This window comes from Methylomonas sp. LW13 (genome assembly GCF_016865255.1).
Taxonomy (GTDB): Bacteria; Pseudomonadota; Gammaproteobacteria; order Methylococcales; family Methylomonadaceae; genus Methylomonas.
In genome coordinates this window covers 1,219,737-1,234,663 of the sequence record NZ_CP033381.1, presented here as the reverse complement: position 1 = coordinate 1,234,663, position 14,927 = coordinate 1,219,737, and the positions used below count along the sequence as shown (strand labels likewise).

The 14,927-nt window shown below is 52.3% G+C and carries 8 protein-coding genes; all 8 read left to right on the top strand.

Features of this window, described 5'->3' with window-relative positions; all coding sequences use genetic code 11:
- The first annotated feature begins 548 nt into the window (after window positions 1-548).
- The 8 genes from JL719_RS05475 to JL719_RS05440 all read left to right on the top strand — a co-directional run bounded on the left by JL719_RS05475 (window position 549) and on the right by JL719_RS05440 (window position 14,904).
- Complete coding sequence (locus JL719_RS05475; protein WP_051670050.1) at window positions 549-4,286, top strand: response regulator; 3,738 nt, start codon at window positions 549-551, stop codon at window positions 4,284-4,286.
- 8 nt (window positions 4,287-4,294) lie between these two features.
- Window positions 4,295-5,293, top strand: coding sequence for an HD-GYP domain-containing protein (locus JL719_RS05470; RefSeq protein ID WP_033157231.1), 999 nt, complete (start codon window positions 4,295-4,297; stop codon window positions 5,291-5,293).
- Between the two features lie 241 nt (window positions 5,294-5,534).
- Window positions 5,535-6,950 (top strand): OpgC family protein, encoded by a 1,416-nt coding sequence (locus JL719_RS05465; protein WP_225893025.1) that lies wholly within the window; start codon window positions 5,535-5,537, stop codon window positions 6,948-6,950.
- Between the two features lie 14 nt (window positions 6,951-6,964).
- Window positions 6,965-8,047, top strand: a complete 1,083-nt coding sequence (locus tag JL719_RS05460; protein ID WP_225893023.1) for a cation:proton antiporter — start codon at window positions 6,965-6,967, stop codon at window positions 8,045-8,047.
- A 193-nt stretch (window positions 8,048-8,240) separates the two neighbouring features.
- Window positions 8,241-10,379, top strand: coding sequence for an HAD family hydrolase (locus JL719_RS05455; RefSeq protein ID WP_033157036.1), 2,139 nt, complete (start codon window positions 8,241-8,243; stop codon window positions 10,377-10,379).
- Between the two features lie 15 nt (window positions 10,380-10,394).
- Window positions 10,395-11,249, top strand: a complete 855-nt coding sequence (locus tag JL719_RS05450; protein WP_033157037.1) for an HAD-IIB family hydrolase — start codon at window positions 10,395-10,397, stop codon at window positions 11,247-11,249.
- A 166-nt stretch (window positions 11,250-11,415) separates the two neighbouring features.
- Window positions 11,416-13,371, top strand: coding sequence for an alpha-amylase family glycosyl hydrolase (locus tag JL719_RS05445; RefSeq protein ID WP_033157038.1), 1,956 nt, complete (start codon window positions 11,416-11,418; stop codon window positions 13,369-13,371).
- A gap of 189 nt (window positions 13,372-13,560) precedes the next feature.
- Window positions 13,561-14,904, top strand: a complete 1,344-nt coding sequence (locus JL719_RS05440) for a glycoside hydrolase family 5 protein (protein ID WP_165385921.1) — start codon at window positions 13,561-13,563, stop codon at window positions 14,902-14,904.
- Window positions 14,905-14,927: the final 23 nt, after the last annotated feature.

The following is a 14,927-nucleotide window of genomic DNA, read 5'->3' as shown; positions in this document are numbered from 1 at the left end:
CAAAAGCAGCGGTTTTATTCAGACTTTTTTCCGCGCATCAGTAAAAAACCTGCGCCAATCGTGGCTACCACTAAAACCAACATCAAGATAGGATGCTGATAAAACATGTCAAAAAATGCACCGGTGCTTTGCGACGTGCCTCTGTAATACGGACCCATAATTCCTCCCCCTATTTTTTGCTTAATTATCAGCTCTCAGGCGGACAAGCTGACTCAAGCTAAGGAATTTACCTTGCAATTCAACCTTGTCTAATTTTATTAGCACGACTGGCTACCAAGCCTCCCGTTGACACTATTGGCCTGCCCCGTAAATTAAGGCAACCTTGCTCGGCGGGCTCAGGACAAATGGTATTTAAGCGCCGGCGCAAAAATTCCAGTGATGCACTAAAATTTAGTCCGGCTGCATAAGCTGCGACCGACCAAAAGGACACCCGCCCTTTCCATATCCTGCGTGTAGAAATTATTAGAATCGCCTGGTTAAAATGGGAATAACAATAAACGTAGCCAAACCGCTGATGCCCCTTTTGCATTAGCATCAGGAGCTATCCCATGCCGCCGTTCGTCCAACATCGCACACTCAGAATTCTGCTGTCGATGGTCATTCCGATTTGCGGTGCAGTCTTCCAATATCATCTGTGGGACATCCTAAAACCGACCATCTGGATTTTTCTGTACCCTTCTGTATTTTTAAGCGCTGCAGTGGGTGGTCTGGTCGGCGGCTTGCTGGCTACGCTGATAGCGGTGGCATTAGCCGATTTTCTGTTTATCCCGCCAAGCTTTACCTTTTACATTGCAGAAACTCGCAGCATCTATTCGATGTGTATATTTTTCTCGATGGGCATACTGTTCAGCATTGTCTTCGAGCAACTGCATCGCTCTCTGCTAGCAGTCAAACGTTTGTCAAGTTTTGAAGTCAATAGCTATTCACAGCGGCTGGACCAAGCGCTCAGTGTCGCCGACGCTGGCATCTGGGAATGGCACGTCCCCAGCGGCGAAGTGTTTTGGAGCGAGAGCTTATGGCGGCTCTACGGTCTTAAAAAAAATAGTTGCCAGGCCTCCTACGACAACTGGCTAAGCACCATCGCCGAAGAAGACAGAGCGACAACACACGAAGCAATGGACCAAGCACTCAAACAAAAAGCCGACGTCCTGTCAGAGTGGCGAGTGCATTCCAAGCTGGACGGCCACACCCACTATTTGCTGTCGCGCGGCCAGCCGCTGTTGGACGAGCACGGAGAACTCCTGCTTTATCGCGGCGTGGTGATCGACATCACTGACCGCAAACAATCGGAACACGTACTACAGCAACTCACGCAAGAACTCGAAGATAAAGTCGAAGCAAGGACCAAAGAATTTTTCGATCTATACAACCAAGCGCCCTGCGGTTACCACTCGTTGTCGCCCGAGGGAACGATTTTACGGGTCAATCAAACCGAGCTGGATCTTTTGGGCTATACCAGCGATGAGTATTTGGGCCACCCAATTACCGAGTTCATGACACCCGACAGCCGCAAACTATTCGCAAGTCACTTTCCGGAGTTTATGCGTACCGGTCACGTGCGTGATCTGGAGTTCGATTTTTTTTGCAAGGACGGCAGTATCAGGCCATTTCTGGTTAACGGCGATTTGATCCGGAATGCTCAAGGCGAGGCCCAGTACTCGACCAGCACCTTGGTGGATGACCGCGAACGTAAAGCCCGCGAACAAAAGCTCCAGGACCTGAACAAGTTTCTCAACGAAGTATTAGAAGTACTGCCCTTCGGTGTGGTGGTCTACGACGAGTCGTATAAAGCCGTTTTCCGTAACAGCTTGTTTGGCAAACTTTTAAGTTATCCCTCCGATCTGTGCAAAAAAGAACCTCTGTATTTTGCCGATGCCATTCGCTTCAATTTTGACCGGGGCGACTATCCGAATCGAACTTTTGATGACGTCCTAAACGGCTTCATCGATATGATGGCAGCGCGCGAAACCGTGTGTTTTGAACGCCAGCAAGCCAATGGCATTTATCTGGAGATTTGCGGCCAACCCATCAGTAATGGCTGGACCTTACTGACTTACACGGACATCACCCCGCACCGCTTAGCCGAACAATCGCTGGAAACCGCTCGCGGCGCAGCCGAGGCCGCCACCCGCGCCAAAAGTGCATTCCTGGCCAACATGAGCCACGAGATTCGCACCCCGATGAACGCCATACTGGGCTTGGCATATCTGCTGGAAAAAAGCGAATTGCCGGGCGATGCTAACCATTTGGTCAGCAAGATTCGCATGGCCGGACGTTCGCTGTTGGGCATCATCAACGATATTCTGGACTTTTCCAAAATTGAATCGGACAAGCTGGAAATCGAACACGCACCGTTTCGCCTGGGGGATGTTCTGGATAATTTGTCGACCATTATGTCCACCAACGCCGGCGAAAAAGAACTGGAGCTGATCATCGCCCAGCCCCCCAGCAAAATCAAGCAACTTTACGGTGACGCACTGCGGTTGGAACAGGTGTTGATTAACCTGACCAGCAATGCGATTAAATTCACCGAGCAAGGCCACGTAGAACTAGCTATCGCAGTAGTTGCCGAAGACGACCAGCAGATAACCTTGAGATTTGCGGTGCGCGACACCGGTATCGGCATTCCGGCGGATATACAGCAGGACATTTTTTCGCCTTTTTCCCAAGCCGACAGTTCGACGAGCCGTCGATTTGGCGGCACCGGCTTGGGCTTGAGTATCTGCCGTCGTTTGATCGCGGCAATGGGCGGCGAATTGCAGGTCACCAGCATCCCGGGCAGCGGCAGCGAGTTTTGGTTTAACTTGCAATTTGAACGCGGCCGAGACGCTTGGCTGGCCGCACCGGACATGGCGAATCTCCCGGTATTGGTCGCACATGGCAACCCGATTGCCCGCGAAGTGTTGGCGGAAATTGTGGCCGGACTGGGCTGGAACTCAACAGCGGTCGGTTCGGGCTCGGCCGCCCTTCAACATATCCAAAGCCGCTTGCTGGGGCGAGAGCCCAATCAAGTTCTGCTATTGGACTACAAAACCCCGGGCATGGACGGCTTCACCGTCGCCAATAAAATCCGCAACGAACTCAAGGACCATCACGACCCAATTATCATTATGGTCACCGCTCACGCTAGTAACGCCCTGCAGACTCACAGCGACATGCGCCACGTAGACGCCTTACTGACCAAGCCGGTCACCGCTTCGGCACTGTATAACACGGTGGCACGCGCATTACGGGTGCGCCAAGGCGGCGAGCCGCTTAGACCTAAACATGCCCAGCAGCGCCTTGCCGGCTTACGCATCTTGGTGGTGGATGACAGCGACATCAATCGCGAGGTGGCTCAACGTATTCTGGAAGGTGAAGGCGCGCATGTCGAATTGGCCCATCACGGTCGCCAGGCCCTTGAATGGCTGGAGACGCATTACAACACCATAGATATTGTGCTGATGGATGTGCAGATGCCGATTATGAACGGCTACGAAGCTACCCAGCACATCCGCCGTATGCCGGCCTTAGCCGATCTCCCCATAGTGGCGCTGACCGCCGGCGCGTTTATGGAACAACAAGAGTTGGCGCAAGCCGCCGGCATGACCAGCTTTATCGCCAAACCGTTTGATGTGGACGCCGCCATTGCCTTGATTATCAAGTTGACCGGCGGAACTCGTCAAATTGCGCCGATGTATAAACCCCATCTTGCCATACAGCCCAATACTTCAGATCTCGAGCTACCGAGTTTGGACGTCGAACGCGGCCTAAAACTTTTCCCGGATGTAAGTACTTACCAACAATATTTACGTAAGTTTGCCCGGGATTACGCCGACAGCATACACACTATCAAATTCGCGGACACCGCTGAAGCACGGGCGTTTCTTCATAAGCTGAAGGGTGTTGCGACCACCCTGGCCCTACTAGAACTTGGCAAACAAGCGGCAGAAGTCGAACAGCAGCTAGTTAGGGGCGCGGAAATGACTGGACCCTTGCGAATTTTAAAGTCTGCTTTAGACAAAGCACTGGATTCGATTGCTGAATATGCCCCCGACAAACACGTTGTAGACAACACCCAAGCAAAAACGATAGACCGGCAACAACTGACAGCACTCCTGGCGCAGATGCTAGCTATATTGGCAAACGATGACATGGTGGAATTTAGGCCGCTGTTGCTTGAACTTGATAAGACGGTCGGACCTACTAGCCTTGAACCGTTAAACCGAGCCATCGAGAACTACGATTTTCGAACTGCGGAAGCTGAAGTCAGGACACTTGCAGCTGAACATTCTATTACTCTGTGAGCATTGCCATGCCTAACGGTCCTATCTTAATTATTGACGACGAGCCGCAGAATCTGCGAGTGCTGGAGCAAATCTTAGCAGGCAAATATAAGTTGGTGTTTGCTCGCAATGGCCATGAGGCGCTGGCGGCTACACGTAAATTTCGACCGTCTCTGATTTTATTGGATATTCAACTGCCGGATATGGACGGTTATACGGTGTGTCGGAAGTTAAAAGCTGATCCGCTTACCGAAAGCATTCCGGTGATCTTTATCACGAGTTTGGCGGATGCCGATGATGAAGTCACTGGTTTTGAGGCCGGCGCGGTGGACTACATCGTTAAACCGGTTTCATCACCGACAGTAAGGGCGCGCGTACAAACCCACCTGTCCTTGGTACGCGCGATCCATCTGGAAAAAAGTCATCGCGACGCCATCTACATGCTCGGTGAAGCCGGCCATTACAATGACAACGATACCGGGGTGCATATCTGGCGCATGGCGGATTATGCGGGCGCCTTGGCACGTGCCCTAGGCTGGGGAGAAGAACAATGCCGGCTCATCGAATTGGCGGCCCCGATGCACGACACCGGCAAAATAGGCATCCCGGATGCGATTCTGAAGAAATCCGGCGCATTGGATGCTAGTGAATGGATCATCATGAAAACCCACCCCAGAATCGGCTACGACATCCTTAGCAAAAGCGATGCACCGGTCTTTAAGATGGCAGCGGAGATTGCCTTACACCATCATGAGCATTGGGATGGCAGTGGTTATCCAGATGGACTGGCTGGCGAGTTAATTCCCGAATCGGCGCGTATCGCAGCCTTAGTCGATGTGTTCGACGCGCTGACGATGAAACGTCCATACAAAGAAGCTTGGCCTAACGAGCAAGCAATAGCCACCATTCAAGCGGAAAGCGACAGCCATTTTCAACCAGCGATGATCGAGGTCTTTATTGCCGTTCTACCCGAGATCTTAGCGATTCAAACCAAATGGGCCGAATGCGAAGCCACGTCCAGGGTGTGATAACTGCGCATTTATCGATCTGCGAACTGACCAAGCGGGTATTGTCATTGAAATGACAAAATTATCACCTCGCCAAGGGTTGTCCAGATCCGAAAGCCTCAAAAAATCCAGTGACAGGCACATCCCAATAGTCTGGATTGACTTCCCGGTTTGGGAATCCAGCATTCTCTGGAATGACGGCATACTTGAAATATTCTTATAATCAGGAAGATTTAGCTGAAATGCGTCATTCACACAACCGATGTTATTGGATAAAAGGACCTATATGGCATTGCCGGACCCGTCACCGCAAAATAGAAATTTGCCGTTGGATTTTTTTAGAGGTTTGGCGCTAATAGTGATTTTTATCAATCACATGCCCGATAACCCCTGGTTTTGGTATACCCCTTCTCGATTTGGCCTCAGCGACGCAGCAGAAGTGTTCGTGTTTTCATCCGGCTTTGCCTCCGCGCGGGCCTACGGCCGCTGCTTTGAACGCGCCGGACTCTGGCTGGGACTGGTTCGCGTCCTGCACCGATGCGTGCAAATTTACAGCGCACATCTGGCTTCTTTTGTGCTGCTGGCTTTGGTTTGCGTAGTTGGTAATCGCTGGGTGCCGGAAATGGATGATATTCAACGCCTGAACATTGCCTATTTTTTCGACGCCACCCAACAAGCGCTGTATGACTTGTTCACCTTGGCATATGTACCCAATTATTTCGACATCCTACCGCTGTATCTACTAGTGATCGTTTGGCTGCCTATATTCTGGCTAGTATCCCGTTTGCATGTCGGTATGGCTTTCGCGTGTTCGGTCACCCTCTATTGGGCCAGTTATTACTACGGATGGGAACTGAGTGCCGACCCAGTGAGTGGACGAAAATGGTATTTCAATCCCTATAACTGGCAACTGATGTTTTTTACCGGTTACGCCTTCGGCGCCGGCTGGGCCAAGGTCAGTGTAAAACACGGCTGGCTGTTAGCGGTTTGCCTCGGGCTAGTCCTGGTTTCAATTCCTTTGGAGCATGAGGCCACGTATACCCGGATTAAATTCTGGGGCGAGCTTCGCGCTAACTTGACGCCCTGGCTGGACAAAAGTCATTTGGGGGTGTTGCGTTGGTTGCATTTACTCGCGCTGGCTTATCTGATGTATCGCTTGTGCCATTGGCGATCACAGTGGCTACACAGTCCGGTGCCGCGCGCCGTTGTCATTATGGGTCAACAATCTTTACCGATTTACCTGTGTTCCATGGTGCTCTCGTATGCGGGGGGCATCTGGCTGGACCACCTTGGGCGCGACGAATGGTCCGCTGCGGCCTTGGTCAATCTCAGCGGCTTAGGACTGATGTTGCTGGCCGGCCAAACGATGTCCTGGCTGGATACCAAGCCCTGGAAAGTTTCTCAGCCGGAAAGATTGGCCCAAAGCGATAACAGCTACTATTTCGAGCCATTTATGCCCCGGTATCGCTGGGTTAACCAAGCTTTAGCACTGCCCTGCTTGATCGGTATAGCGGCGCTGCCAGCGATGTTGACCCACTCACAACCGTCCGGCATTGTGGCCACACCAGACCTTGCCGTGCAGTTACGGGAGCCTGATAAGGAGGCTTTACAACCAGTGGAAACGCTGTCACCAGAAACCGAAGCCGATAAAGTGATCGACAGCCGGCAACAGCTTTAAACGATTTTAAGCTCATGGAAGCCCAAGCCGTTCATCAGTTTTTCTTGCAGTTAATGGTTATTCTGCTGACCGCTCGGCTGTTTGGCGAATCGTTCGCGCGGCTTAAAAGCCCACCAGTCGTAGGCGAACTGTTGGCCGGTGTTCTTCTTGGCCCCAGTTTTCTGGGTTGGATGGAACCTAGTCAGGTCATCAAATTATTGGCGGAAATCGGCATCATTTTGCTGTTGTTTGAAGTCGGGCTGGATACCGACATACGCCAACTAGCAAAAAGCGGTTGGCAGGCTTTGTTCGTCGCGGTCAGCGGCTTTCTGTGGCCATTCGTGTTCGGTTTCAGTCTCAGCCATTGGCTGTTTGATCGTAACTTGCTGGAATCGCTATTTATCGGCGGCACCCTGACCGCCACCAGTATCGGTATTACTGTCCGCGTGCTTACCGATTTAAAACGTCAGCACAGCCGGGAAGCACAGGTGGTATTGGGCGCGGCAGTGATTGACGACATACTCGGCGTCGTGCTGCTGGCCGTACTGTACGATTTTTCGCAGGTCGGACAAATCAACACAGCCAATGCCCTGCAAGTCATCGGCTTTATCGCCATGTTCTTTGTTTTGGCGCCGTTGTTTGCTAAAGCTATTTCCTTGCTGATCCGGCAATTTGCCAAAATCAGCCAGACCGACGGACTCATCCCCACGCTGATTGTCTCTCTTGTGCTGTTTTTCGCCTGGTTAGCCCACGAAATGGGCGCCCCGGAATTGTTGGGCGGGTTTGCCGCGGGACTAGCGCTTTCACGGCGCTTTTTTCTGCCGTTTGCTATGGCGTTGCATGAAGATCCGGATTTTACCGGGCGTATCGAAGCTCAGATGCGGCCTATCATCCAATTATTCGTGCCGATATTTTTCGTGATGGTCGGGCTTTCGTTGAATCTGCGTGAAATCGATTGGGCCTCGCCGTTCATTTGGTGGTTTTCCGCCAGCCTGTTGGCTGTGGCTATACTCGGTAAAATGCTGGGTGCCTTAGTGCTGCGCGGACCTTGGACTGAGCGCCTGGCTATCGGTATTGCCATGGTTCCACGCGGCGAAGTCGGCCTGATTTTTGCCTAGCTCGGCCGCACATCAGGTATTATGGTCAACGAAGTTTACGCGGCGCTGATTATTGTCATAGCCATGACCGCCCTGTTTGCGCCCATGTTATTAAAAGGTTTTTACCGCTACGTGAAATAAGTCGATTGCTCTATTTCTTAGCGGTATTAACCCAGGTCGACGGAGCAAACCAACGTCGTCCACGGAGCGAACCATGCTAGAACACGGAGATACCGGACGCCTGCATATCGTCTTGATCAGCATCCACGGCCTGATACGTGGGCATGATTTGGAATTGGGCCGCGACGCCGATACCGGTGGGCAGACCAAATATGTCGTGGAATTAGCCAAAGCCTTGGCAAAACAGCCACAGGTCGAGCGGGTGGACTTGATTACCCGGCGCATCGTCGACAGCGACGTCAGCGACAATTACGCCGAAGCCGTCGAAGCATTGGCGGAAAACGCGCAGATCGTGCGTATCGATGCCGGTCCGGAAGGCTATATCCGCAAGGAAGAGCTTTGGGATCATCTGGACAGCTTCGCGGATAATCTTTTGAGTTGGCTGCATAGTCAGTCGCGCTGGCCGGATGTGTTGCACAGCCATTATGCCGACGCCGGCTATGTTGGCGTGCGACTGGCGCATTTGACAGGTTTGCCGTTGATTCATACCGGCCATTCCTTGGGGCGGGACAAGTGCCGTAGGTTGTTGGCACTGGGCCTGGCAATGGAGGAAATCGAGCAGCGTTATCACATTTCCCGGCGCATTAATGCGGAAGAAGATACGCTGAGCAATGCCGAGTTGATCATCACCAGTACCCGCAACGAAATCGAAGACCAATACGAACTTTACGATTACTACACCCCGGAGAAGATGGCGGTCATTCCGCCCGGCACGGACCTCCAGCAATTTCACCCGCCCAGCGCCAAAACCGCGGATTCGGCGTTTGCCGTATCACTCAATAAATTCTTGTACGAAACGGATAAGCCGATGATTTTGGCCTTGTCCAGACCCGACGAACGCAAAAATATTGTCACCTTATTGGAAGCCTACGGCGAATCGCCGCGTTTACAGGCGATGGCTAACCTGGTGATCGTCGCCGGCAACCGTGACGACATCCGGGAAATGAACGACGGAGCGCAAGGCGTGTTGACCGAATTGTTGCTGGTGATCGATTGTTATGATCTGTACGGCCGGGTTGCGCTACCCAAGCACCACAGCGCGGACGAGGTCGCGGAGATTTATCGTCTGGCGGCGGCAGCCAAGGGGATTTTCATCAATCCAGCCCTGACCGAACCGTTTGGACTGACACTGCTGGAAGCGGCCGCCAGCGGCCTGCCGCTGGTGGCCACCGAAAACGGTGGCCCGGTCGACATCATCGGCAACTGCCATAACGGGTTGTTAGTGGACCCGCTGGACAAAACCGCGATTGCCGAGGCCTTGCTGAGCATACTAGACAATCCCGAGCGCTGGCGGACACTGTCCGCCAACGGACTACGGAATGTAGCCCGCTATTATTCCTGGGAGGCGCATACTCAAGCCTATCTACAAAAACTGCAGCCGCTGTTGCAACATTTCGAACGTCTGCCGAAAACGCCGCCGGTGGGAAAAGTGGGCCGGCTGCGGCGGCAGGCGATTTTTACGGCGATGGACAACACGCTGTTGGGGGATGACGAGGGATTGGCACAATTCGTCAACTTGATCAGGGAGAAGCGACGAAAGTGTCTGTTCGGTATCGCCACCGGACGCCGGCTGGATGCAGTTTTGGCGATTTTGAAGCAAAAGCGGATTCCCAAGCCGGATATTTTGATCACCAGCTTGGGTACCGAAATCTATTTCACGTCACAACTGATTGCCGATATAGCCTGGAGCTATCATATCGATCATCTGTGGACGCCACAGGTGCTGTGCCGTGTTCTCAGTGGTCTGCCCGGTTTGACACCGCAACCCAAGCGAGAACAAAGCCGCTTCAAGATTTCCTATTATTACGATAGTGAGCGTGCGCCGCCGATGGACGAGATTCTGACCTTGTTGCGTCAAAAGGAATTGTCGGTGAATCCCACCCTGTCATTTGGGCAGTTTCTGGACATCGTACCGGCGCGAGCCTCGAAAGGACAGGCATTGCGATATGTTGCCCGGCAATGGAATATTCCACTAGAGCGCATCCTGGCGACGGGCGGCTCCGGCGGCGATTGCGACATGGTGGCAGGCAATACGCTGGGCGTGGTGGTCGCCAACCGCCATCGCGAGGAATTGGCGAATTTGTCCGACATAGAACAAGTCTATTTCGCCGAGCGGTCAAATGCCTGGGGCATACTGGAGGCCATCGAACATTATGATTTCTTCAATCTCTGACAAAGCGCCAGTGTCATGCAGACGCGTATCCTGATTTGCACCGACTTGGATCGTACCCTGTTGCCCAACGGCAGCCAGCCGGAATCGCCAGGTGCGCGCGACATTTTCCGGCGCTTGGTTGCGCGCCCCGAGGTGACGTTGGCCTATGTCAGCGGCAGGCACCGCGAACTGGTCGAGGAAGCCATGCTCGCATACGATTTGCCGTTACCGGATTGGGTCATCGGCGACGTCGGCACCACGATCTACAGAGCGGGCTCCACAGAATGGCAGCATTGGACCGCCTGGGAAGACAATATCAACAGCGACTGGCGTGGTCTGATGGCCAAGGACTTGCGGCCCTTGTTTGACGATTTGCCGGATTTGCGCGTGCAGGAACAGGCCAAACAAAACCGTTTCAAACTTAGTTATTATCTGTCGATGCAGTGTGATACTGAGGCTTTGCGCCAGGAAATGGCTAGTCGGCTGGAGGCTCAAAACCTGGCGGCCAGCCTGATTTACAGCGTGGACGAAGCCTCGGCGACCGGTTTGCTGGATGTGCTGCCGGCCCGCGCCACCAAGCTGCACGCCGTGGAATTTTTGATGCGGCATCAGGGCTTCGATATTGGCGATACGGTATTTGCCGGCGACAGCGGCAACGATCTGCCGGTGATTGTCAGCCGGATACCGTCGGTGCTGGTCGCCAATGCTGACCGTGCCGTGGTCGAACAGGCGCAAATCTTGGTTGAGCAAAACAGCAACCAGGTGGCTTTTTATCTGGCGCGAGGCGGCTTTTTGGGCATGAATGGCAATTACAGTGCGGGTATACTCGAAGGCATCGCCCATTATCTTCCGAAAACCCGGTACTGGATGATGGAGACCCATGAAGATTGATCGCAGTATGGCCGTTTTCTGCACCTTACAGTTCAAGCGTCTTGCAGACAACGGCATGATGCAACAATTGCTGCGGGGCTACTAAGCTCGCAATGGGCGCCAATGCCCATCCCAGTTTCGCATTCGTTACGCCATGTTGCCACATTAACTCGAACAGGTTACGGTCATGTACGAACAAGTTTCCCACTCGCTCTTGAACGCCATTCTGGATGATCTGAAGCCGGAGATTCGGCGCCAGGATCTTCGGCACTTCTACACCCGGCTGGGTGCTAATTTTTATGCGATTTATTCGCTGTTTTTCAACTTATATGGTCACCGCGAGGATTTCAAGGCACAAATGCTGCGACTGGTGGAAACCATGGCCAAGGGCTATATCGATCGATCCGCCGAGTTGGAACGGGTCGACATCGAACGCGAACAGGATCACAACTGGTTTCTGTCGCAGAAATGGGTGGGCATGGCCCTGTATACCAATGGTTTCGCGGACAATCTGGCTGATCTGGCCACCAAGATCTCGTACTTTCAGGAACTTGGCATCAATTTGGTGCATATCATGCCGATTCTGATGTGTCCAACCGGTAAGAGTGACGGCGGCTATGCAGTCAGCGATTTTCGGCAAATCGACGACAGGTTGGGCGATTTGAATGATCTGCGACGGGTGGCTGAGGAATTCAGGAAACGCGATATCCTGCTGGTGTTGGACATCGTCATGAATCATACCTCCGACGAACACGACTGGGCTGCCAAGGCGGTCGAGGGCGATAAGCGTTATCAGGATTACTATTTTGTTTTCGACAATCGGGAAATTCCCGATATGTTCGAGCAGACCATGCCGCAAATTTTCCCGGAATCAGCCCCTGGCAACTTCACCTGGAATGAGAAGATGCAGAAATGGGTGATGACGGTGTTCCAGCATTATCAGTGGGATTTAAATTACAGCAATCCAGAAGTCTTCATCGAAATGCTGGATATCATCCTGTTCTGGGCGAATCAGGGAGTGGACATCCTGCGGCTGGATGCCGTCGCCTTCCTGTGGAAGAAAATCGGTTCTTCCTGCCAGAACGAACGCAATGCCCATCTGATTCTGCAACTGATGAAGGATTGCTGTCAGGTCACCGCGCCGGGCGTGCTATTCATCGCCGAAGCCATCGTCACGCCGCTCGAAGTCATCAAATATTTCGGCGAGGACGCGATCATCGCCAAGGAATGCGAGATCGCCTACAACGCTACCTTGATGGCCTTGCTGTGGGATGCCATCGCCACGCAAAATACCAAATTGCTTTATCAAGGCGTCAAAAACCTGCCGGCGAAACTGGAACGAGCCACTTGGCTGAATTATGTGCGCTGCCACGATGATATAGGCTTTGGCTTTGACGACAACGACATCCGGGCCGCAGGATACGATCCCTATGCGCACCGGCAGTTTCTAGTCAATTATTTCAGCGGCCAGTTCGAGGCGTCGCCAGCCAGAGGGATGGTGTTCATGCGTAACGAAACCACCGGAGATGCCCGTATCAGTGGCTCGCTGGCGTCCCTGGCGGGACTGGAGGCGGGTCAGGAAATGAATGACCAGGGCTTGATCGATACCGCGATCAAAAAGATTCTGTTATTGCATAGCCTGATATTGTCTTTTGGCGGTATTCCCTTACTTTACAACGGCGATGCGCTCGGCGTCGTTAACGATTATGGCTACCGCGACGACCCCGGCAAAAGCGACGACAACCGTTGGATACATCGCCCAAAAATCAACTGGGACCGAGCGGAATTGCGAAAAAAACTGGGCACCACTGAATATAGCTTGTTTAATGCCATGAAAAAGATGATAGCAATCCGCAAGGAAACCTCGGCGTTCGCCGACTTCAACAACCGGGAACTGGTCGAGGTCGATAACCCGCATTTGCTGTGCTTCATTCGTTTCAATCACGACCGGCCATCGGAACGCGTTTTGGTCGTCGCCAATTTCGACGCCAACCCGCAATATCTTGATTTATATCTGCTCAGGAGTCGGGGCATCGATCCTTTTGGGCAATTCGTCGATTTGTACAGCGGCGGCAAGCCGGCGCAATATGATAGGCGGATGGTGTTGCAGGGTTATCAGTTCTATTGGTTGACGGAAATATAATCATTAGATCACCCGACATTGACTGACCATGATCGCGTATATTGGCTGAATAGCCTGTAAAATCTGTAGCGGCATTGCTAATAATGCGGATTATGTTGCCCACGCTTTTACCGTTAGCTCGAGAATAAACGGTCGCTTGTTCGATGCTAAGATCCAAGGGACGGAGCCCACCAAGCTTTAGTGATGATTATGAAACTGAACTCTGTTTTTCTCCCACTCTTACCGACAATTTCTGTCTTACTCTGCACGCTGCTGCTATGGTCGCCTGTATGTCGTTCCGCTGCAGATTTTCTGAAAGTGGATGGCGCGACTATCAAAGACAATCATGGTATGGGTAAGGAGGTTCATCTTTACGGCACCAACCTGGGTGGCTGGCGGGGGCATGAACCCTGGATGTCGCCATTAGCCGGCGCGTCAAATGAATGGGATGCGCGAAATATTCTTAACAAGCGTTTTGGTAAGGATGCCGTCTGGGAGCTCTACCAAGCTTATTGGGATTCATGGATCACGGAAACCGATTTTAAGAACATCGCCGCCGCCGGTCTCAACTGTATCCGATTGCCCATCTATGCGCTAAACCATATGGATGACGGGGGCAACTGGCGACTGGACGATACCGGTGCCATTGATTTATCCAGGATTGAGTGGACCGTCAACAAAGCTCGGGAATATGGGCTGTACACCATCCTTGATCTGCATGGTGCGCCGGGTTCACAAAACGGAGCCCATCACTCAGGCCGGCAAAACGGCAAGCTGCTTTATTCCACTCCGCTCTATCAGAATCAACTGGTAGAGTTTTGGGAAACCCTTGCCATGCGTTTTAAAGACAATGCGGGTGTAGCCGGTTATGACCTGCTAAATGAACCCTCGGAAACCTTTCCCGGCGCGATGGGGGCTGAGGTGGTCAATCTATATGATCGCCTGTATCACGCTATCCGGGCAATTGATCCCGACCATATCATCATTATGGAAGCCATCTGGTGGTGGAATACCCTGCCGAATCCTCAAGAAAAAAACTGGGAGAACGTCGTCTATTCTCTGCACTATTACCAATGGCAAAACAATGAAGACTTCATGGTGATGAAGAATGCCGTGGACGGGTGGATTCAGGACGCGAAAAAATGGGGTGCGGAATATAACGTACCGCATTTTATAGGGGAGTTCACGTTGTTCGGCAATCCCGAATCCTGGAATTACGGCCTTCAGCAATTTACAGAGTCCGGCAGCCATTGGACTACCTGGTCGTATAAGGTGTTGGGCCGCAATAATTGGGGCATGTACAACACCGCAGAGCAGAATAGCAATGTTGCCAATATTGCTACGGATGATTTCAACACGATCAAGTACAAATGGAGTCGATGGAACACACCGGACTATTTTTCGCCCAATCCTACAGTGATCGAGGCCATGCAAAAAGCAACCTTAGGCCGAAACCTGAAACGCCCCACTCAAACCGTTACCGCTAAATCAGAAAATCAGGCTGAACAAGAGATTATTTCCGGCGTTAATTTAAATATAGCGGTAACGGAATGAGCTTGAAACGGGCCGGGTTATCG